Annotated in this window: 16 protein-coding genes; 4 read left to right on the top strand and 12 right to left on the bottom strand. The window is 60.2% G+C overall.

Annotated elements, in window-relative coordinates:
• Nucleotides 1-336: 336 nt before the first annotated feature.
• From hypE to LOC68_RS10730, 12 genes are read right to left on the bottom strand one after another with little or no spacing between them, the layout of a single operon-like run.
• A complete protein-coding gene (gene hypE, locus LOC68_RS10785; RefSeq protein WP_230218386.1) occupies nt 337-1,383 on the bottom strand; it encodes a hydrogenase expression/formation protein HypE in 1,047 nt (348 codons plus the stop codon).
• A gap of 9 nt (nt 1,384-1,392) precedes the next feature.
• Nucleotides 1,393-2,502 carry a hydrogenase formation protein HypD gene (gene hypD / locus LOC68_RS10780; RefSeq protein ID WP_230218384.1) on the bottom strand — a complete coding sequence of 370 codons (1,110 nt, stop codon included), beginning with the start codon at nt 2,500-2,502 and terminating at the stop codon, nt 1,393-1,395.
• Nucleotides 2,499-2,741 (bottom strand): HypC/HybG/HupF family hydrogenase formation chaperone, encoded by a 243-nt coding sequence (locus LOC68_RS10775; protein ID WP_230218382.1) that lies wholly within the window; start codon nt 2,739-2,741, stop codon nt 2,499-2,501. Before LOC68_RS10775 ends, hypD begins: the two co-directional genes overlap by 4 nt.
• Nucleotides 2,742-2,750: 9 nt before the next feature.
• Nucleotides 2,751-5,033, bottom strand: a complete 2,283-nt coding sequence (gene hypF, locus LOC68_RS10770; protein ID WP_230218380.1) for a carbamoyltransferase HypF — start codon at nt 5,031-5,033, stop codon at nt 2,751-2,753.
• 6 nt (nt 5,034-5,039) lie between these two features.
• On the bottom strand, nt 5,040-5,717 hold the full coding sequence (hypB, locus tag LOC68_RS10765) for a hydrogenase nickel incorporation protein HypB (RefSeq protein WP_230218378.1): 678 nt from the start codon (nt 5,715-5,717) through the stop codon (nt 5,040-5,042).
• A gap of 12 nt (nt 5,718-5,729) precedes the next feature.
• Nucleotides 5,730-7,070 carry a Ni/Fe hydrogenase subunit alpha gene (locus tag LOC68_RS10760; protein WP_230218376.1) on the bottom strand — a complete coding sequence of 447 codons (1,341 nt, stop codon included), beginning with the start codon at nt 7,068-7,070 and terminating at the stop codon, nt 5,730-5,732.
• On the bottom strand, nt 7,067-7,876 hold the full coding sequence (locus LOC68_RS10755) for an NADH-quinone oxidoreductase subunit B family protein (RefSeq protein WP_230218374.1): 810 nt from the start codon (nt 7,874-7,876) through the stop codon (nt 7,067-7,069). The genes LOC68_RS10760 and LOC68_RS10755 overlap by 4 nt, the downstream gene beginning before the upstream one ends.
• Nucleotides 7,876-8,724 (bottom strand): FAD/NAD(P)-binding protein, encoded by an 849-nt coding sequence (locus tag LOC68_RS10750; protein WP_230218372.1) that lies wholly within the window; start codon nt 8,722-8,724, stop codon nt 7,876-7,878. Before LOC68_RS10750 ends, LOC68_RS10755 begins: the two co-directional genes overlap by 1 nt.
• Nucleotides 8,721-9,905, bottom strand: coding sequence for a 4Fe-4S dicluster domain-containing protein (locus tag LOC68_RS10745; RefSeq protein ID WP_230218370.1), 1,185 nt, complete (start codon nt 9,903-9,905; stop codon nt 8,721-8,723). The genes LOC68_RS10750 and LOC68_RS10745 overlap by 4 nt, the downstream gene beginning before the upstream one ends.
• A gap of 8 nt (nt 9,906-9,913) precedes the next feature.
• On the bottom strand, nt 9,914-10,402 hold the full coding sequence (locus LOC68_RS10740) for a Crp/Fnr family transcriptional regulator (RefSeq protein ID WP_230218368.1): 489 nt from the start codon (nt 10,400-10,402) through the stop codon (nt 9,914-9,916).
• The gene (locus tag LOC68_RS10735; protein WP_230218367.1) at nt 10,384-10,752 is read right to left on the bottom strand and encodes a hydrogenase maturation nickel metallochaperone HypA/HybF; all 369 of its coding nucleotides are present in this window, start codon (nt 10,750-10,752) and stop codon (nt 10,384-10,386) included. Before LOC68_RS10735 ends, LOC68_RS10740 begins: the two co-directional genes overlap by 19 nt.
• Nucleotides 10,734-11,195 carry a hydrogenase maturation protease gene (locus tag LOC68_RS10730; protein ID WP_230218366.1) on the bottom strand — a complete coding sequence of 154 codons (462 nt, stop codon included), beginning with the start codon at nt 11,193-11,195 and terminating at the stop codon, nt 10,734-10,736. Before LOC68_RS10730 ends, LOC68_RS10735 begins: the two co-directional genes overlap by 19 nt.
• A gap of 325 nt (nt 11,196-11,520) precedes the next feature.
• Between LOC68_RS10730 and LOC68_RS10725 the strand changes: the two genes are divergently transcribed.
• Genes LOC68_RS10725 through LOC68_RS10710 form a run of 4 tightly spaced genes read left to right on the top strand, consistent with a single transcriptional unit; the run spans nt 11,521 to nt 19,582 of the window.
• Entirely contained in the window at nt 11,521-12,480 is a 960-nt protein-coding gene (locus LOC68_RS10725) for a ferredoxin--NADP reductase (protein ID WP_230218365.1), read from the top strand.
• A 24-nt stretch (nt 12,481-12,504) separates the two neighbouring features.
• On the top strand, nt 12,505-14,931 hold the full coding sequence (ppsA, locus tag LOC68_RS10720; RefSeq protein ID WP_230218364.1) for a phosphoenolpyruvate synthase: 2,427 nt from the start codon (nt 12,505-12,507) through the stop codon (nt 14,929-14,931).
• A gap of 59 nt (nt 14,932-14,990) precedes the next feature.
• Nucleotides 14,991-18,575, top strand: a complete 3,585-nt coding sequence (nifJ, locus tag LOC68_RS10715) for a pyruvate:ferredoxin (flavodoxin) oxidoreductase (protein WP_230218363.1) — start codon at nt 14,991-14,993, stop codon at nt 18,573-18,575.
• Entirely contained in the window at nt 18,572-19,582 is a 1,011-nt protein-coding gene (locus LOC68_RS10710; protein ID WP_230218362.1) for a dihydroorotate dehydrogenase-like protein, read from the top strand. The genes nifJ and LOC68_RS10710 overlap by 4 nt, the downstream gene beginning before the upstream one ends.
• Nucleotides 19,583-20,763 lie beyond the last annotated feature (1,181 nt).

The following is a 20,763-nucleotide window of genomic DNA, read 5'->3' as shown; positions in this document are numbered from 1 at the left end:
GTAATAACAGTAGAAAGGCAAGCAATGGACGCGAAGCCGTCCGAACGTTGTAGCGAGCGAAAATCGCGATGGATGGGCGGACGCCGGCAGAGCAGCCAAGACTGCTTAAAAAATGCCGAAAGCGGAACGGACATTGCCCGACTTTGCTGGTCGACGAAAAGTTGACCAGTCAAGTGATGAAAGGTGGATCCGATTCATTCGCAGTCCTGTTAGGACTCGACGCTCGCCCAAGTGGCGACTAATCGTGATAACGGTTCGGATCCACCAATTTTTTTTCTTGGGTTCTCCCGCCCGGTGCAAGCCGGGCGTTTTTTTGCGCCGCTTCTCCGTTGGCGCCTAGCAGATTCGTGGCAGCGGCGCCCCTTGGGGATCGTCGAGCGGAATCTCCATTCCACGTCCCCGCCGAATGACGACCGCCGCCGAGCGACGCGCCGCCACCCTGCCGATCACCGCCGCATCAGGAGACCTCCCCGAGCCGCGTAGCGCCGCTAGCGCCTGATCGACGCCAACTTCCGGAACCGCGACGAGCATCGTTCCTTCGTTCGGCAGATGAAGAGGATCTAACCCCAGTAGTTCGCAAACGCCGCGAACTTCCGGCGAGACAGGAATCGCCGCCTCCTCAATCTCCATCGTCAATTGACTCGCGGCCCCCCATTCCTGCAGCACCGCCGCAGCGCCGCCGCGCGTCGCATCCCGCATTGCGCAGATTTGACTGCCGCTAAGCCGCAGCGCCTCGACCGCCGGCCAGAGCGATCCGCAATCGCTTTTCGGCATTGGGTCGAAGCGAAGATTTTCCCGCGCGGCGAGGATCGCCACGCCATGCTTGCCGATGGGCCCGCTGGCGATAATCACGTCGCCCACCTTCAGCCGCTGCGGGCCCAGCGGCGCCGGATCAATCTGTTCCCCCAGACCCGTCGTCGTTAGAAAGATCCCATCCGCGGCGCCTCGAGGAACCACCTTCGTATCGCCGGTCACGACCTGCACGTCGGCCAGGTTCGCCGCAGCGGAGATTGACTGCAGAATCTGCTCCAGCGCAATCAACGCAAATCCTTCTTCGATGATCATCGCCAGCGAAATCCAACGAGGGCGAGCTCCGGCAACCGCCAAATCATTGATCGTGCCAAAGATCGCCAGCTTGCCGATATCGCCGCCGGGAAAGAAGAGCGGGGAAACGACGTAGCTATCGGTCGTCATCATCGGCGGGCCGGAAAGCGGCGGCAGTTCGACCGAATCTCCCATCTGCAGCGCCAGCGGGCTGCCGAGTCTGGGGATGATTCGCTCTTCGATCAAACGTCGCGCGGCCCGCCCTCCCTCGCCATGTGCAAGAGTCACGAACTCATCAGACGCGAGCGGAATCGGACAGTCGTTCGGAAACGCGGACATAAGGGAACTCTAAATCGGACTGCGGACGCTTCGCTGCGGCGACGCATAACGATAGTAAGCGGCGCACGCCCCTTCGCTACTCACCATCGGCGCCCCGAGCGGCGTTTCCGGCGTACACTCGCGGCCAAAGAAGGGACATTCGACCGGCTTCAGCCGTCCCGTCATGATCTCTCCGCCAGGACAGATCGGCAACTGGTCCGCAACCATCGGCTCCACGGAAAACTTCTGCGTCGCATCAAAGTGACGCCACTCCGGTCTCAGGCCCAGTCCTCCCTGCTCGATGACGCCGAGCCCGCGCCACTCACGATCGACCGCCTCAAAGACGTCGGCCACATGATTCTGGGCGTACGGATTCCCCGCTTCCGCGACGCAGCGGGAATAACAATTCGTGAGGGCCGGCGCCTGGCGTTCCAGTTGCTCCACGCACTCGCGAATGCCGATTAGCAAATCGAGCGGCTCAAATCCGGTAACCACCACCGGCAGTTGATACTGCGCAACAAGCGACTCATAGCTGCGATACCCCGCCACCGCACAAACATGCCCTGCCGCCAAGAATCCGTCGACGAGCCGCGGCTCTTCGGCCGCGATCATTTCCATCGCCGGCTGAACGCGGACATGGGCAACGAGCAGCGAAAAGTTCGTCAGGTTCCAGGCCGCCGCCTGTTTCACGGCCAAAGCGGTCGCTGGCGTCGTCGTCTCAAAACCAACGGCGAAGAAAACGACTTCGGTCTCCGGTTGCTCACGGGCAAGCTGGACTGCGTCGAGCGGCGAGTAAACCAGCTTGACGTTGCCGCCGCCGCAGCGAGCCTGTAACAAACTTTCGTCCGAGCCGGGAACGCGCAACATGTCGCCAAAGCTGGTCACAATGACGCCGGGGCGTTTCGATAGCGCTACCGCCCTATCGATAAAGGATGTCGCGGTTACGCAGACCGGGCAGCCTGGGCCATGCAGCAGTTTGACGACCCCATCCAGCTGTTGATCGATTCCCCATCGCAACAGCCCATGCGTTTGCCCGCCGCAGACTTCCATGACCGTCCAGCAGCGCGTCGCCTGGCGGCGGACCGCCTCTACCATTTGCTGACAAGCGTCGGCGTCGCGAAACTCATCGACATACTTCACGGCGCCGGCTCCTCTCCGTCGAGTTCAGCGAACGTGCGCAGCAGCCGCTCCGCTTCGTTTGCACTGACGACGCTAATCGCAATCCCGGCGTGAACCAGCACATAGTCCCCGACGCTCGCCCCCGGAACGCAGGCCATGCTCACCTCGCGACTCACTCCTCCGAATTCGACGGCGGCGCTCTCGAACGGCGACGTTCGTTCGATCCAGCGCACAATTTTTCCCGGTACGGCCAAACACATGACGCCAGCTCACCTACCAATCGCCGAAACCAATTGCCCCGCCGCCAAACCGCCATCGCCCGGCGGAATTGCGCCGGGAAGATAGACCGCCAGCTTCTCGTTCTTAGCCATGTCAGCGACCAATTCGCAGAGAATCCGATTCTGAAAAACGCCCCCGGTCAGTAGCAGCGGAAGCTGCGGTCGACGCCGGCCGATCGCCACGATCGCAGCCGCCAGTCCGCGATGGACTCGCATCGCGATGCGCTGGGGAGGCACTTCCGCCCGAAGATCTTCGAGCACTTGCCTCACCAACGGACGCCAATCCAATTGTAAAACCTTTCCGTCACAAATGGCGAGCTCGTAGCTTCCCGCTTCCCTGCGATCCGCGATCGCCTCCAACATCATCGGCAGCTCCCCTTCGTACTCGCACCGCTCCCGTCGCAAGATCAACGACGCGACGCCATCCAGAAGCCGGCCGGCGCTCGTCGTCACCGGAGAGAATTGTGCGTTACCAAGAATCTGCCGAATCATCTCCACCGGCAGACGTTTGCCTTCCAGCGTCTCAAGATAGTGAACGTGGTCGTGAGCGTCCGCCTCACCCAGTAGCGCGGCGGCAATCCTCCACGGTTCGCGAATCGACGCTTCGCCTCCGGCCAGCGCGAACGGGCGCAAGTGGGCGAACCGCTCGAATGATTTCCCCTGAGCCACCAGGAACTCTCCTCCCCAAACGGTTCCGTCGGCGCCATAACCGGTTCCATCCCAAGCGACTCCCATGATCGGTTGATCGAGCAACCCATGCTCCAGCATCGCCGCCAACACGTGGGCGTAATGATGTTGCACTGAGTCGATCTCGCCGAATCGATCGGCAGTTTCCTGGGTCGTGAAATAGCCAGGATGCTGATCGCATACGCCGTGCGCAGCCGAAAAGCGATAGAGCGACTGCAAGTCCGCGAACTGCTGTCGATAACGTTCTTGCGTCGCCAGGTTGCTCAGATCACCGATATGCGGGCCCAAGACGCCGCTGCCGCCATGGCAAAACGCGACGGCCGACTTCATCTGCCCACCCAAGGCGACTGCGCTCTCGTCCGAAGATACCTCAAGTCGCAGCGGCGCCAACCCGCGGGCCAGGCGAAGCGTCACCTGCTGCTCCTGAAACACGCGGACCACGCTATCGTCGATCGGGCGAACGATCTCGCGGTTGTGATGGATCCACAGATCACAGATCTCCGCAAGTTGCGACTCGGCCTCTTCAATGCTGTAGGCGAGCGGCTCTCCTTCCCGATTTCCGCTGGTACAAACCAGCGGGCGGCCGACTCGTTCTAATAGCAAATCATGCAGCGGCGTGGTCGGAAGGAACAGGCCGATCGTATTGAGCCCCGGAAACACCGACCGAGCGACGGTAGCTCCCCGCTTCGCCACCAGCAACACAATCGGGTTAGCCGAGGAAGTCAAAGCGTGACGCTCGACCGAGTTCATCACCGCCATTCGCGCGGCGTCCGCTTCGGTTCGTACCATGACGGCCAGCGGTTTGCTGGCGCGACCTTTCCTTTGCCGCAATCGCTCGACCGCTGGGTCACTGGTCGCATCGACAAGCAACTGATACCCGCCGAGCCCCTTCAAGGCGACAATCTCACCGCCGAGCAGCGCCGCGGCCGCTGCTTCCAGCGCTGCCTCCTGGTCACGCTCGATCTCGCCTGCCTGCGATACGCTCCAGATCCGCGGACCGCATTTCGGACAAGAGATCGTCTGCGCATGAAAGCGGCGATCTTCTACGTCGCTATATTCCTGTCGGCACTCGTCGCAAAGGGGAAACTCCGCCATCGCCGTCGAGTCTCGCTCGAACGGCATCCGCCGAATGATCGAATAGCGCGGCCCACATTTCACGCAGCTGTTGAACAGGTAACGGTAACGGCGATCGCCCGGACGTCGCACTTCCGCCAGACAGTCTGCACAGACCGCGACGTCGACCGGAACCGACGTGACGATCGCAGCAGAGGAGTCGTCTTGAAGGATCGAGAACTCCGAAAAGCGAGCGAGGGGAGCGTCTGCGTAAGATTCTCTGGTAACGTTGGCTTCCCCTGGCAAGCAAGAACGCAGTCTACGTCGAAACTCGGCGACTTGCGCCTGACTTCCTGCGACATCCAGCTCCACGCCGTGCGGGCAATTCCGCACCTGACCCCCAACTCCAAGTTCCATCGCCAAGCGATAAATTGCCGGCCGGACGCCAATCCCTTGCAAGCGTCCCGCCAGCGAAATGCGGAGCGCGACCTGCGCTGCCGTCTCCACCTTCGCATTGTCGGTGATCGCAGACAAACCGGGTTACTCCTTCCCACCGTTTTTCGTCAGCATCTGTCTCCGTCGTTCGACGAGCGAGTCGCACCATGCGTCGACACCTTCACCACGCAGCGCGCAGACCGGAAAGAAGACGAGCTCTCCTTGCACGTCCTTCGCGTCGGCGATGGCCTGCTCGACCGAAAACGGAACGTAGGGCAACAAGTCGATCTTGTTGATCACGACCGCCTGGCTGGTACGAAACGCCTTCGGATATTTCCCCGGCTTATCGTCCCCTTCGGTCGTGCTGAGGACCAGCACCCGAAAATGTTCTCCCAGGTCATGCGAAGCGGGGCAGACCAGATTGCCGACGTCCTCGATAAACAGAAAGTCGAACGCTTCCTCCCCCAACTGCGGCAAAATCTTTTCGACCAGCGGCAGCTCCAGATGGCATGCGCCGCCGGTAGTGATCTGGGCCGTCGCGGCCAGGGGCGCGAGACGCTCGGCGTCGCGCTCCGTCGCGATATCGCCTACCAGCACGCCGACGCGATACTCGTCGCCAAGACGCCGCGCCGTTTGCTCTAAGAGAGTCGTCTTGCCCGAACCGGGCGAAGAGAGCAACCGCACGACGAACGTTCCCTGCCGCTCCATCCGCTGCTGGAACGCGGCGGCCGATTCCCGGCGAAGGGTGCGGATATCTTTTTCGAGGATGATTTCGGTCGACATCGTTCAGCGCCTTCATTCCGATTTTGGCGAAGCGGGATCTTGGCCGCGATCGACGGTTAACTGCAAAAAGTGGGTCGCGCAACTGATGCAGGGGTCATAATTGCGGATCATATGCTCCGACTTCTGCGCGATCGCCGCATCGTCGAGCGACAACAGTTGCCGCAGATACTCGCGCAGATCGGCCTCGATCTGTCCTTGGTTTTGCGCGGTCGGGGGAACGATCTTCGCCTCCGCAATCAGCGGGTCTTCGCCGATTCGATAGCGATGGTAAAGCAACCCGCGCGGCGCCTCGGTAGCGTGACAACCTTCGCCTTGTCGAATTTCGTAGGGAATTCGGGAAGGGGTCAGTTCCGCCTGATAGCTGTGCACGATCCGGATCGCCTCTTCAAAGGCGAAGACGACTTCCACCGCGCGAGCAACAATGCTGTGGAAGTTATTGGTGAGCGGAAAACGGAGGCCGCTTTCCTCCAGCGCGCGTTTGCTTGTCGGTAACAGTTGCTCGTAACAGTTGTTCAGCCGCGCGAGCGGACCCGCCAGATAGAACGCATCTCCCGGGGTTCGGGCACTATAGAGCGCCGTGCTATGCGGCAGTTGCGTCTCTTGAAAATGCGTTTCGTATTCTTCCACCGGCACGTCGAGTCCAGCAGAGGAAAAAACGTTTCCGTCACTCAGCGGGTATTCGTCCGGGTGCTTCAGCGAAACAAGTTCATAAGGAACCGGAAAATCGGGAAACTCAAACCGGCTCACCCAACGAACCGTCTCGAGCGCCGCTTCCAGTCCCCACTCAAGCCGCGGCAGCAACGCTTTCAGATCGCGTACGCTTGGCGCCCGATAAAAGCCTCCGACCGTCACATTGATCGGATGAACGGCCCGTCCGCCGAGGATTTCGACCAGCTGATTGCCGATCTTCTTCATCGCCAGTCCCCGCTCGACTGCTTCGCGATGATCGACCGCCATTGAGATGCCGCTTTCGTAGCCGAGAAAGTCGGGCGCGTGCAGCAGGTAAATGTGCAGACAGTGACTCTCGATCCATTCGCCGCAATAGAGTAGCCGCCGCAGCAGGCGAATCTCGGGCGAAATCGCGATCCCCAGCGCCTTCTCCAGCGCATGGCAGCTGCTCATCTGGTAGGCGACCGGACAGATGCCGCAGATCCGGGCGGTAATGTCCGGAACTTCGTGTACCTGACGTCCCCGCAAAAAGCTCTCGAAGAAGCGGGGAGGTTCGTAAATGCTCAGTTGAACCTGCTCGATCGACTCGCCTTGCAGCTTTACATAGAGCTTCCCCTCACCTTCGACGCGAGAGATCGCTTTGACTTCGATCGTTCGTTCTTCTGGCTGCGAATCGGCGTTCATGGAGCCTCCTCCCCACTTTCCAGCGCCTCGCTCGTCGCGCGAAACGGGGGAGCGTAGCCAGTGAAGCTGCGCGAGAGCTGAACCAGATGCAGCGGCTTGGCGCCTTGCTCTTGATAATGGTTCATCAAGCTTTGTCCGTTGACTTGCTCCTGCGGACCAAAGCAGCCGAAGCATTCTCGATTGCAAGCCGGGCAGATGGCGCCACGATTCATATGCAAGTCGCCGCAGCCTGCTTGCGTTAGCGGACCAAGACAGGGAATCCCTTGCGCGACCGCCACGCAAACCGTTCCCCGCTTCTTGCACTCGACGCAGACGCTATGCGACGGCGTCTGCGGCTTCTTGCCGCGAACGAGCGCCGATAGGGTCTCGACCAATTGAAGCTTGCTGATCGGGCAGCCATGCAGCTCGAAGTCGACTTTGACGTGCTGCGACGCCGGCGTACTTGTTTTCAGCGTGGCGATGTACTCAGGATGCGCGTAGACCTGCTGAATGAACTCGTCGACGTTGGCCCAATTGCGCAGCGCCTGAATGCCCCCAGTCGTCGCACACGCGCCGATCGTCACCAACGTTTTGCACGACTTCCGCACTTCCTGGATTCGCGCCAGGTCGTGCTCGGTAGTGATCGATCCTTCGACCAAACCCACGTCGTACGGCCCTGCAAGTTGCTGAGAACGAGCCTCCAGGAAGAAGGCGATCTCTACCGCATCGGCGATCGCCAGCAGTTCGTCCTCGCAGTCAAGCAGCGACAATTGACAGCCGTCGCATGAGGCGAACTTGAAGACGGCCAGTCTTAACTTTTCGGCCATCACAGGTCCTCCAATTGCATGAGCGACGCCACGCGCGGAAAGGGAAAGATCGGTCCATCTTTGCAGATGAATTCGCGGCCAAATTGGCAGACGCCGCACATTCCCATCGCGCACTTCATGTTCCGTTCCAGCGAGACGTAAATCTCCCCGGCGTCATACCCCAGGTTGATCGCTTCACGAGCGACGAACCGCATCATGATCTCCGGCCCGCAGGTCAGGATCGTGGTCTTCCCCTTCGCGCCATGTAGCGGCCGCATCAGCTCGGTGACCACCCCAATGTGCCCTTTCCAGGCAGAGGTTCCCCGGTCGACCGTCACCTCCATCTCCAGCCCCGCGATCGCCCATGCGGGGAACTGGCGCTGATAGAGCAACTCTTCCGGAGTCTTCGCGCCATAGATCAATTTCAGTTCGCCGAACTCGCGCCGATTCTGCAGTAGGTATTCGATCACCGGCCGCAATGGCGCCAGGCCTATTCCCCCGGCGACCAGCAGCACATCTTTCCCTCGCAATCGGGCCACTGGCCAGGGATTGCCAAAGGGACCGCGTATTCCAACTTGATCCCCCGGTCCTAGTCGCATGATCGCTTTGGTCACGTCTCCTACCGCCCGAATTGTATGATCCATCTGCCGAAGTTCGTGCGAACCGGAACTGATCGAGATCGCCGCTTCTCCGTACCCCGGCAGGTAAACCATGTTGAACTGCCCCGGCAAAAAGTCAGGCGTTTCATCCGATTCCGGCGCCAGGCGGAACGTGCGCACGCTGGGGATCTCGGCGATGATTTCCGCGATCCGAAACATTCGCGGCAACCACGGATTCACTGCCGGCATGGGAGCGGGGGTCGCATTCATGTTTGCGTCTCCCGAATCGCCGCGACCTCTTCGGTCAGATCGATTCCGACCGGGCACCAGGTAATGCATCGCCCGCAACCGACGCAGCCTGACGTATCGAACTGATCGATCCAGGTCGCCAGCTTATGGACCAACCATTGCCGATAACGCGAACGAATGGTGTGGCGAACGACGCCGGAGTTCATGTACGAGTGCTCAGCGTTGAAACAGGACCCCCAGGTTCGTTCACGCGAGACATGGTCTCCCGTGAGATCGGAGACTTCGTCCACCGACGCGCAAAAGCAAGTCGGACAAACCATGGTGCAATTCGCGCACGACAAACAGCGCTCCGCTACTGCGTCCCAATGTTTATGATCCAGGTTATTGACCAGCAGATCGCGAATCCCGCGGATATCCAGTTCGCGGGCGTTCCCGGCTTCATCCTCTCCATCGACGAACCCTCTTCCCCCTTCCACCATCTTCCGCTCAAGCCGTTCAGGAATCGCACGCACTTCACCCGTTTCTGAATCCGTGCATGGAGACCAGCGACATGCGGCCATCACCTCACTTCCAAGAGAGGAACCGACCTCTACCGCAAATTCCTCCTCCAGTTCCGTCAGGGAAAGATCAAATCCACGTTTGACGGCAGGTCCCGTCCCCATCGAATGGCAAAAACAGGTTATCGCCGCGCGACGACAGTTGACGGCGATCAGGACCAGCTTCTCGCGTCGTGCCCGATAACCTTCGTCGACATAGGCGCCTTCCAGAAAGACGCGGTCTTGAATCGCAATGGCATGCAGGTCGCATGCCCGCACGCCGATGATCGCCGTCGGTTCGCATTCCGGCTTTGGCGTCTCAAAACTCCAAGCTCCATCGACGCGATCCGCACGCAGCAGCGTTTCAACCGGCGGAAAGAGATATTGTTTCACCGCATGCGGACCGACGACGTAGTCGAAATAGCCGCTCTGTCCGCTCTCTCGCAATCGATAGCGGGCCGCGTCCTGCTCGTCGATGACGCCGATCGGCAAAGCGCTGGCGTCTTCCGCTTCATCATAAATGACCGCGCCATCCGCCACTTTGGGCAGGATCGTCCGGTAACCCCGCTCGCGCAGCTCTTGGACGATCGCGCCAAGCTCCTCCTTGGCGATTCGAACCATTTGCCCCAGCTGCGGCGCCGAATTGTGCTGCGGTTTCGGATTCATGCGGCGTGCTAGTCACTTCCCAAAGACGATTCCGCCTCGTCCCCAAACAGGTTCAACAGTTGCATCCGCGCCGCGTTCAAACGGCGGGCCAAAGTTTGCGCAATGCCGCGCATGAACGAATAGCCAAACCGCGGGCTCCGCTCGCAAAGTGCGAGCAACTCTTGTTTGGGGAGCTCAACCAGGCGGGTCGGCTCGACCGTTCGTCCGGTCACCGTGAGATGCAGATTATCGAGCACCGGCGACCAGCCGAGAAACTCCCCTTCCCGCACCGTCGAGATCCGGCGGCAACCGAACCCTGGCGCGCAAATCTCCAGCGAGACGGTTCCCGAGATCACCACATACGACGTCACCGCCGCGTCTCCTTCGCGGAAGATCGTCGCGCTTTTGTCATATTCGACGACATGCCCCATGGCGGCGACGGTCTGCAGGTCTTCTTCGCTGATTCCTTGAAAGCAGTCGACGCGGCGTATCACTTCAATCAGTTCGGAGTCGGACATGGCGTCATCTCCTTCAAAACCACGCTCTCCAAAATCAACCCCTCTCCCCGGATCACCTGCGTCCGTTGGCATCCGCAAGCCGGACAGGTAAAGGAAAACGACTTCACCGCAAACGGCTGCCGACATTCGGGACAAAGCGCCTCGATGTCGACCACTTTCATCTCGACGGACGCGCCGCAAAACGGCGATTCTACCAATAGCTCTTCCAGCGCCGACTGAAACAGATCAGGCTCGACGCCGGCAAACTGGCCGACGCTTATCCGAATCGTCGCCACGCGCACGCCGCCATGCGATTTCGCCACTTCGGCGACTTGCGTTAACAGCGCACCGGCTAAAGATCGTTCGTGCATCGCTGGGTCGCTCCCTCCCCCAATAGTTCTTCGGCAATGCTCTCCGCCGCTAGCTGCACCGCAGCTGCGACCTCCGGCGACATCCCCTCCCCCGCTTGCGCCGAATGAATTTCGATCGCGTAGACGACAACGTCTTGGGGCAACCTTCCCAGCGCCTCCGCTAGCCGCAGAACATACGGAAGATCAATTCCATGCGAAGAAAGACCAGTTCGGTCGGTGATGCGCGGATCAGGCCACTCAAATCGAAACAGAGTTCCCGTCGCCGCGCCGCTGGAGCAGGCGTCAATCAGCACCACGCGCTCGTCGCCCGCAAGATGTTCCAGCAATTGGTCGACGTTTTGAATCGCAAGCGCCGACTCAAAACCTCGCCCACGAAGCGCATCGGCGATCCGCCAGGCGGCTTGGTCGTCGCCATGGAGACTGCCAATGGCCAGGATTCGCACAAGGGAACTCATGGTAGCGTCAAACGTCAGAGGGATAGGTGCGACTTCCATCGCCATTAGATCACCCCCTTACCTAGCGTCAAGCGGAAACCGCTATCGGCATACTTCACGTTTCTCGATGGGCGGCGCTGGGTGTGCGGATCCGCACACCTGTGCGATTCCGCCCTGGCGCCGATCGTCACTACACGTCCGAACGATCGCTTCGCCCACCGCATTTCTTCGGCATTTGTCGGCCTTTGCCTGTTAGTGCAGAAATCAGACCGAACTGGCCCTTTCTTTGCGTTATTGAAGTCCCAAAGTAGGTAAGTTGCCGGAGACTTCGAAAATGACGACGCCGACCACAACACCGATCAAGTCGATGAGCAAGCGTGAGCCTGCAGCCCCGCTCCTCTACAACGCGGCGGTCGTCGACATCAAGCCGGTCCACGACACCTTGCGAATCTTCCGCGTGTTGGCCGATCGCAGCCCGCTGGAGTTTATCCCCGGGCAATATATCGGACTTGGACTAGGCAACTGGGAGGCGGGAGACGAGTACGAAACGCCTCCCGCCGATCAGAAAAAACGCATCATCCAGCGTGCCTATTCCATTAGTTGGCCGATCCTGGATGACCAGAATCATCTGCTGCGGCCCGGCGAAATGTTGCCGCTGGAGTTCTACGTCACGTTGGTGACGCATACGCAGCCTCATCCGCAATCGTTGACTCCCCGGCTATTCCACCTGAAGGTGGGCGATCGGCTGTGGATCGGCTCGCGAGCTCGTGGGAGCTACACGCTGCGGCGCGCCAATCCAACCGATCATTTCGTCTTCGTCGCGACTGGAACCGGCGAAGCGCCCCACAACGCGATGATCGCCCAACTGCTGTCCAAGGGACATACCGGCCCGATCACCAACCTGGCGTGCGTCCGCTATCGCTGCGACCTGGGGTACCTGCATCAACATCGCGAACTGGAACGAAGATACCCCAATTACCGCTATGTTCCGTTGACGACGCGGGAACCGGAAAACGTCAATCCGCAGCGCCACGACTTCGTCGGCAAGCGGTACGTCCAGGACGTCGTTGTGCACTGGTCGGCGAACCTGGGGGACGACCGCCCGCTCGATCCCAAAACGACCCAAGTCTATTTGTGCGGCAATCCCGACATGATCGGCATGCCGCAATCGATTGGTCATGCGGAGCCTATTTACCCGGAGAAGACCGGCATGGTGGAACTCTTGCAGCGGCAAGGGTTCCGGCTCGACCAGCCGCTGCTCGCCGGCAACATTCACGTCGAAAAATATTGGTAACCCCGAAACCGCAAGGAGCCTACGATGAACACGCTAACCCAGGCCGACCTGATCTTGTGGTTTAACGAAGTCGGTATCGACGACATCCCAAGAGTCGGCGGCAAAAACGCTTCGCTCGGGGAAATGTATGGGGAATTGCAGGAGAAGGGAATTTCGATTCCCAACGGGTTCGCCATCACGGCCGACGCCTATCGCAGCTTTCTGCATGACGCCGGACTCGACGAAAAAATTCCCCAGATCCTCCGCGATCTCAACACGCGCGATATCGAAAACCTGCGTGACCGTGGGAGCCGCATTCGTCACGCGATTCAGTCCGCTACGTTTCCGCCAGAGCTGGAACAAGCGATCTGCGCCGCCTACGACCAGCTGCAAGTGGACGGATCGCCCGACGTCGCCGTTCGTTCCAGCGCGACGGCCGAAGATCTTCCGGACGCCAGCTTCGCCGGTCAGCAGGAAACCTATCTGAACGTGCGCGGCCACGCCCAATTACTGGAGTCGTGCCGCAAATGCTTTGCGTCTCTCTTTACCGACCGTGCGATTTCCTACCGCGCGGACAAGGGGTTCGATCACTCGAAGATCGCCCTCTCGATCGGCGTTCAGCGGATGGTCCGTTCCGACCTGTCCAGCTCCGGCGTGATGTTCTCGATCGACACCGAAACCGGGTTTAAAGATGCGGTGCTGATCAATGCGTCGTACGGACTGGGAGAAAACGTCGTCCAGGGTTCGGTCAGTCCGGACGAGTTCTATGTCTTCAAGCCCACCTTGAAGGATGGATTCCGGCCAATTCTCAAAAAGCACTTGGGAACCAAGGAATTCAAACTCGTCTACGACGTGGGAGGGAGCCGGATGACCAAAAACATCCCGGTCCCTCCCGATGACCGATCGCGCTTTGCAATCAACGATGACGACATTCTGCAGTTAGCCCGCTGGGCGGTCATCATCGAAGACCACTACAGCAACAAGCGGGGACGCTTCACCCCGATGGATATGGAATGGGCCAAAGATGGCAAGACCGGCGAGCTGTTCATCGTGCAGGCACGTCCCGAAACGGTGCAGTCGCAGCGTACCGGCGAAACGCTCGAGACCTTCCGCCTGGTCGAAAAGGGAAAACGCCTGGTAACCGGCCGGAGCGTCGGCGAGCGGATCGCTGTCGGCAAGGTCCGCGTGATCAAGGACGCGAGCCATCTTCAACTTTTCCAGGATGGCGAAGTCCTGGTCACTGATAAAACCGACCCCGACTGGGAACCGATCATGAAGAAGGCGGCCGCGATCGTCACCAATCGGGGCGGCCGAACTTGTCACGCGGCGATCGTCAGCCGCGAACTCGGTTTGCCGGCGGTCGTCGGCGCCGCCAATGCGACTGACTTGCTGCAAACCGGGATGCCGGTCACCGTCAGTTGCGCCGAAGGAGACGCCGGCTACGTCTACGACGGCGAGCTGAAGTTCGAGGTCGAGCAAGTTCAAATCGGCGACCTGGCTCGCCCCAACGTCCACATCATGATGAACGTCGCCAATCCGGACGAAGCGTTCCGGCTGGCCCAAATCCCCAACGACGGCGTCGGCCTCGCGCGGATGGAATTCATCATCAACAACTCGATTTCGATCCACCCGCAGGCGCTGCTTGAGTTCGATCAGCTTTCCGATCCGGCGGCCAAAGCCCGCATCGCCCAGATGACGACCGGCTATGTCGATAAGCCCCAATTCTTCGTCGACATGCTGGCCGCCGGAGTCGGACAAATCGCCGCCGCGTTTTATCCGCGCGACGTCATCGTCCGGATGAGCGACTTCAAAACCAACGAATACGCCAATCTTGTCGGCGGCGCCCCGTTTGAGCCACGTGAGGAAAACCCCATGATCGGCTTCCGCGGGGCGTCGCGTTATTACGATCCTCGCTATCGAGACGCGTTCGGTCTCGAATGCCAGGCGATGCGTAAAGTCCGCGAGGTGATGGGGCTGACCAACGTCAAGCTGATGATTCCGTTCTGCCGTACGGTAGACGAAGGACGCAAGGTCTTCGAAGTGATGAAACAGCACGGCCTGGAACGGGGCAAAAAAGGGTTGGAAGTCTACGTAATGTGCGAACTTCCAAGCAACGTCTGGTGCGCCGCGGAATTCGCCGAGATCTTCGACGGCTTCTCGATCGGCTCGAACGACCTGACGCAGTTGACCCTTGGCGTCGATCGCGATTCCGAAATCGTCGCCCACGTTTTTGATGAGCGGAACCCGGCCGTGACGCGAGCGATCGCCAGCGCCATTCAGACCGCCAAAGAAACGGGGCGCAAGATCGGTATCTGCGGTCAGGCGCCGAGCGACTATCCCGATTTCGCCCAGTTCCTGGTCGAACAAGGAATCGACAGCATCTCGCTCAACCCAGACGCGGTGCTCAAAACGACGCTCGACATTTTGCGTTTGGAGGGAGAAATCCAAAAGCCGGAACCTGCGTGGAGATGATCCGCCGAGCTCGTAGCGCCGCAGCAATCATTCGTCCGTGAATTGAAGGAAATCTGGTCATGATTACCGAAGCTCGCCCTCCCGCTCAGTTCGTCACCTGGGACGGCAACCAAGCGGCGGCCGAGGTCGCCTATCTCACCAGCGAAGTGATCGCGATCTATCCGATTACGCCGGCCTCGCCGATGGGGGAACTCGCCGACGTCTGGGCCGGCGACGATCGCCCGAACGTCTACGGCTCGGTCCCCCGCGTTGTCGAAATGCAAAGCGAAGGAGGCGCGGCCGGCGCCGTTCATGGCGCGTTGCAAACCGGCGCCTTGGCGACGACGTTCACCGCGTCGCAAGGCCTGCTGCTGATGATCCCGAACATGTACAAGATCGCCGGCGAGCTTTCCCCGGCAGTCTTCCACGTCGCCGCCCGGACCATCGCGACGCATGCCCTTTCGATCTTCGGCGATCATAGCGACGTCATGGCGGTCCGCGCGACCGGGTGGGGGATGCTTTGCTCCAGTTCGGTGCAAGAAGCGCACGACTTTGCGCTCGTCGCCGAAGCGGCGACGCTGGAAAGTCGCGTCCCCTTCGTCCACTTCTTCGACGGCTTCCGCACTTCGCACGAGATCAACAAGATCGAGCGCCTTTCGCCCGATACGATCCTGGCGCTGATCGATCAGCAACGCATCGCCGAACACCGGCAACGTTCGCTCGATCCGGAACGCCCTGCTCTGCGCGGCACCGCCCAAAACCCGGACGTCTTCTTCCAAGCTCGCGAAGCGGTCAATCCGTTCTATGCGGCGACCCCTGCGATCGTACAGCGTGCGATGGACAAGTTCGCCGCCGAGACCGGCCGCCGTTATCATCTGTTCGACTATGTCGGCGCGGCCGACGCCGACCGGGTTATCGTGCTGATGGGTTCTGGCTGCGGCGCCGCGGAGGAAGCGGTCGCCAAGCAAGTCGCCGCCGGCGCCAAGATTGGTCTCTTGAAAGTCCGCTTGTTCCGGCCGTGGGACGCCGAGTCCCTTATCCAGGCGCTGCCGGCGACCGTCCAGCGCATCGCCGTACTCGATCGGACCAAAGAGCCCGGCGCCGCCGGCGAACCGCTTTACCAGGATGTCATCACCTCGCTCAGCGAATGCTGGAGCGGCGCTCCTTTGCCGCACGTCATCGGCGGACGTTACGGCCTTTCCTCCAAAGAGTTCACCCCATCCATGGTGATGGCGATCTTTGATGAACTTCAACAGGAAACGCCAAAACGAAAATTCACGATCGGCATCCATGACGACGTCAGCGGACTCAGCCTGAAGTGGGACGAAGATTTTGACAAAGAACCGGACGACGTCTACCGCGCTCTCTTCTACGGGCTCGGCAGCGACGGCACCGTCGGCGCCAACAAAAACACGGTCAAGATCATCGGCAAAGAAACGCCGCTGTACGCCCAAGGCTATTTCGTCTACGACTCGAAGAAGTCGGGCTCGGTAACGGTCTCGCACGTTCGCTTCAGTCCCCGGCCCATCGATTCAAACTATCTGATCCACCGCGCCCAGTTCGTCGCATGTCACCAGGAGGAACTGCTCCTCCGCATGGATGTGCTGGAACGTGCTGCCGACGACGGAACGTTCCTCCTATGCACTTCTCAGCCTCCGGAAAACGTTTGGAACCAACTTCCGGACGAAGTCCAGCGGCAGATTATTGAGAAGCGGCTGAAGCTTTACGCGATCGACGGCTATCGTGTCGCCCAGGAAGCCGGCCTCGGAGGTCGCATCAATACGGTGATGCAAACCTGCTTCTTCGCGTTGACCAAACTGATGCCGATCGACGAGGCGATCGGCCATATCAAACATTCGATCTCGACAACCTATTCGAAAATGGGGGAATCGGTGGTCGAGCGTAACTTTGCGGCGGTCGACGCCGCCATCGAGAACCTACATCAAATAACAATTCCTACGGAAGCCAACAGCCCGTATCATCGCCGCCCCGCCGTGACGTCGGACGCCACCGATTTCGCGCAGCGGGTGACGGCGATGATGATTTCGGGGAAAGGGGATCTGCTTCCGGTCAGCGCGATGCCGGTCGATGGGACCTTCCCGACGGGTACCGCACGCTTCGAAATCCGGAGCATCGCCCGCGAGATTCCGATTTGGGATCCGGATATCTGCATCGAATGCGGCCTCTGCGCCTTGGTCTGTCCGCATGCCGCCATTCGTATGAAGAATTTCGATCCCACGTCACTCAACGGCGATGCTCCTTCTCAGTTCCGCACCAAACCGCGCACCGGCAAAGACGCCGATGGCCAGTTGATGGTCATCCAGGTCGCCCCGGACGGTTGTACCGGCTGCGGCGTTTGCGTTGACGTTTGCCCGGCTCACAGCAAAGAAGTGATTCGCCACAAGGCGATCAACATGAGCCCGAAGGACGAGCATCTGGAAGTCGAACGGGCCAACTTTGAGTTTTACAAACAGTTGCCCACAACCGACCGCCGCGAGGTCAAACTGCCGACGGTCAAAGGTTCGCAGGCGATCGAGCCGCTCTTCGAGTTCTCCGGCGCGTGCGCCGGTTGCGGCGAAACCCCCTACCTGAAACTGCTGACGCAACTTTTTGGCGATCGACTCTTGGTCGCCAACGCGACCGGTTGCTCCTCCATTTACGGCGGCAACTTGCCGACCACTCCGTGGGCGCACGACTGTTCCGGCCGTGGCCCAGCCTGGTCGAACTCGCTGTTCGAGGACAACGCCGAGTTCGGGCTCGGCATGCGGCTGGGCGTCGATCAAAAGCGAGCGACGGCGGTCGACCTGCTTCGCCAGTATCAATCGGAGATCGGCGGCGACCTGGCTCGGGAGGTCATCCAGGCGATTCAGCATGACGACGAAGGGATCCACGCCCAACGGCAACGGATCGCGGAACTTCGCGAGCGTCTGCAGAATACCAATCAGCCTGCGATGTCGCACTTGCTGGAACTGCTCGACGCGCTGGTTCGCAAGAGCGTCTGGATCGTCGGCGGCGACGGTTGGGCCTACGACATCGGCTTTGGCGGGCTCGATCATGTGCTCGCCTCCGGCGCCGACGTCAATGTGCTGGTGCTCGATACCGGGGTCTATTCCAACACCGGCGGTCAGGCGTCGAAAGCGACTCCCCGCGCCGCGATGGCGAAGTTCGCCGCCCAAGGCAAACCGAACCGCAAGAAGGACCTCGGCATGCTCGCCGTCTCGTACGGCAACGTCTTCGTCTCGCAGATCGCCATCGGCGCCAACCCCGCCCAGACGATTCGGACGCTGGTCGACGCCGATTCGTATCACGGTCCATCGCTGATCCTCGCCTATTCGCAATGCATCGCGCATGGCATCGACATGACGACCGGCATGACGCACCAGAAGGAGGCGGTCAATTCGGGCTTCTGGCCCCTTTACCACTACGACCCGCGTCTCGCTCACGACGGCGGACATCCCTTCAAGCTCGATAGCCGCAAGCCGACTATCCCGTTGAAGGAGTTCGCCGCGAAGGAAGGTCGCTTCGCGATGCTCAATCAAACGTCGCAGGCTCACGCCCAACGTTTGCTCGAACTCGCGCAGCGTGATATCGACGATCAGTGGCACTACTACGAGCAGATGGGACATATCGAACGAGAAATGACCTCGTCGGAGGACGAATCATGAGCGTTGACATGACGACCAAGTACCTTGGTCTCAACCTTAGCGGCCCGATCGTGGCTGGCGCCGGCCCATTGACCGGACACGTCGATCAACTGAAGGCGCTCGTCGACGCCGGCGCCTCCGCCCTGATTTTGCCTTCCCTCTTTGAAGAGCAAATCGAGCACGAAGAAATGCAGTACTATCGGCTCAACGATTATGAGGCGGACGCGTCGGCCGAGTCGACCGGATTCCTCCCGTCGCTGAACCATTACAACCTCGGGACTCGCCAATACGCCCGCCTGATCGAAGCGGCGAAACGTCTGACGTCGATCCCGGTGATCGCCAGTTTGAACGGCTACTCTTCGCGCGGCTGGGCGCGTTACTCCAAGATGATCGCCGAATCGGGCGCCGACGCCCTCGAAATGAACATCTATCTGGTCCCGACCGATCCGGAAGATGACGCCGCCGACGTCGAACGGCGCTACTTGGACCTGGTCATGGAAGTTCGTTCCGCCATCCAACTGCCGATCGCCGTAAAGATTGGTCCCTACTTCTCGTCGCTGCCGAACTTCGCCAAACGACTGTCGGAAGCAGGCGCGGACGGGCTGGTCCTCTTCAACCGTTACTTGGAACCGGAACTCGACGTCGACAACTTCCGGGTTCAGCCTCATCTGGAACTGAGCCGGTCTGGCGAGCTGCGGCTGCCGATGCGCTGGATCGCGATCCTCCGGCAACATTTCGCCGGTTCGCTCGCGGCGACCAGCGGGATCCATTCCGGCCGCGACGTCCTGAAGGCGCTCTTGGTCGGCGCGGACGTCACGCTGATGGTTTCGGCCTTGCTCGAAAAAGGTCCGCAACATATCCAGACTTGCCTCCGCGAAGTGGAGGCCTGGATGGTGGAGCATGAGTACAAATCGGTCGAGCAACTACGGGGCTGCATGAGTCGCGCCCATTGCGAAAACCCGTCCGCCTACGAACGAGCGAACTATCTGAAAGCGCTGACGTCGTTCACTTCGGAGCACCCGATTTAGTCGCCGAGCGTCCCCCCAACGCGAACGTTTCTCTCTTGCCTCGCCGGTTCGATTTTGGTATATTTTTGTTCAGGCACAGGACTTCGCTTTGAGTCCCGAGTCACTGAACTTCTTGCTCGATCAGAGCACCTCGAGTGGCGGCGTTTCTCTTGTGTGTTGATCACATTGACACAAGAAACCGCCGACCGTCGTAATCCCCAAAAACTCCGCCAATTCGGCGGCCCGGTTCACCATGCGCTGACAGCGCAACTCCACCGGCAACCGAATGTGGGAAGCGCTGCGCGCGTAGGGCAGGCCGTGCCTGCCGAAGCCATGAGCGAAAAAAAAGACGGCGGTCCAGTCCACTCGGCGGATAAAAAAAGGTTGCTCGCGGTCCAGTCCAGCGTCTGCGTCTTCCGCCCCAACGGGGCGGCGCTAAAGTAGCCTAGGGTAAGTCGCCAACGGCGACGCTGCCCTAGGTTGGCTTGCGCGGTTCGATCGAAAGCCCCAACGGGGCGAACTAAAGTTGATAAACGTCCAGTCCAACGTCAACGATCGGTTGGGGTCAGGAGCCCCAGGGCTACATCGCCTGCGGCGATTCCACCCTGGGCTGCGTTATTGCGCCCCGTTGGGGCTCAAGAAAAAAGTTCGCTCGCGGTCCAGTCCACTCGGCGTAAAAAAAATGCGCGAGCGGTCCAGTCCACCCTTTAATCGATGCCGGCAGATTACCCAAACTGCCGTTCGGGGCGAATGGAGAAGCTGACGCAAAAAAAGTTCGTCCGCGGTCCAGTCCAGTGACTCGCTGGAGTTTGGTTGGTGAGTCCGAGCGGATGGCGCGGCATCTTGTCGCTGCGCGACCCGCCCAGTCTCGGAGAGACTGCACGGGCCACCCGGTTTGAAAAAAAAAATGGCGAGCGGTCCAGTCCACTCGCCGCTTCGCCGCTGGCTCTTTGACAATTCACCAAGCTGCACGACGTCGCAAGCAGGATCCCCTACGATCCTTTGCGCCGAGGTTGCGCGTTCCTGTTGATCTGCCCCGTCTGCTTACCAAAATCGGCGAAAATCTCTTTTTCTTCCCCCGCTGGAAGGGAAAGTTTCGCTGGCCAAACGATCCGCAGTTTATTACAGTAAATCTCGACCCGCACTTGCCAGGTTGAGCAAGATCAACCTGCTGACGATTCCTGCCTCCCTCCCCCCGCCTC

The sequence above is a fragment of the Blastopirellula sediminis genome (assembly GCF_020966755.1).
In the GTDB taxonomy this organism is placed as follows: domain Bacteria; phylum Planctomycetota; class Planctomycetia; order Pirellulales; family Pirellulaceae; genus Blastopirellula; species Blastopirellula sediminis.
Note: the sequence above shows the minus strand (reverse complement) of the source record. Positions and strands in the feature narration are given on the sequence as shown.

Bases quoted from the DNA above. Each gene is read 5' to 3' on its own strand.
- hypE (WP_230218386.1), bottom strand. From the start codon at position 1,383: ATGTCCGCGTTTCCGAACGACTGTCCGATTCCGCTCGCGTCTGATGAG.
- LOC68_RS10775 (WP_230218382.1), bottom strand. From the start codon at position 2,741: ATGTGTTTGGCCGTACCGGGAAAAATTGTGCGCTGGATCGAACGAACG.
- hypB (WP_230218378.1), bottom strand. From the start codon at position 5,717: ATGTCGACCGAAATCATCCTCGAAAAAGATATCCGCACCCTTCGCCGG.
- LOC68_RS10760 (WP_230218376.1), bottom strand. From the start codon at position 7,070: ATGAACGCCGATTCGCAGCCAGAAGAACGAACGATCGAAGTCAAAGCG.
- LOC68_RS10755 (WP_230218374.1), bottom strand. From the start codon at position 7,876: ATGGCCGAAAAGTTAAGACTGGCCGTCTTCAAGTTCGCCTCATGCGAC.
- LOC68_RS10750 (WP_230218372.1), bottom strand. From the start codon at position 8,724: ATGAATGCGACCCCCGCTCCCATGCCGGCAGTGAATCCGTGGTTGCCG.
- LOC68_RS10745 (WP_230218370.1), bottom strand. From the start codon at position 9,905: ATGAATCCGAAACCGCAGCACAATTCGGCGCCGCAGCTGGGGCAAATG.
- LOC68_RS10740 (WP_230218368.1), bottom strand. From the start codon at position 10,402: ATGTCCGACTCCGAACTGATTGAAGTGATACGCCGCGTCGACTGCTTT.
- LOC68_RS10735 (WP_230218367.1), bottom strand. From the start codon at position 10,752: ATGCACGAACGATCTTTAGCCGGTGCGCTGTTAACGCAAGTCGCCGAA.
- LOC68_RS10725 (WP_230218365.1), top strand. From the start codon at position 11,521: ATGACGACGCCGACCACAACACCGATCAAGTCGATGAGCAAGCGTGAG.
- ppsA (WP_230218364.1), top strand. From the start codon at position 12,505: ATGAACACGCTAACCCAGGCCGACCTGATCTTGTGGTTTAACGAAGTC.
- nifJ (WP_230218363.1), top strand. From the start codon at position 14,991: ATGATTACCGAAGCTCGCCCTCCCGCTCAGTTCGTCACCTGGGACGGC.
- LOC68_RS10710 (WP_230218362.1), top strand. From the start codon at position 18,572: ATGAGCGTTGACATGACGACCAAGTACCTTGGTCTCAACCTTAGCGGC.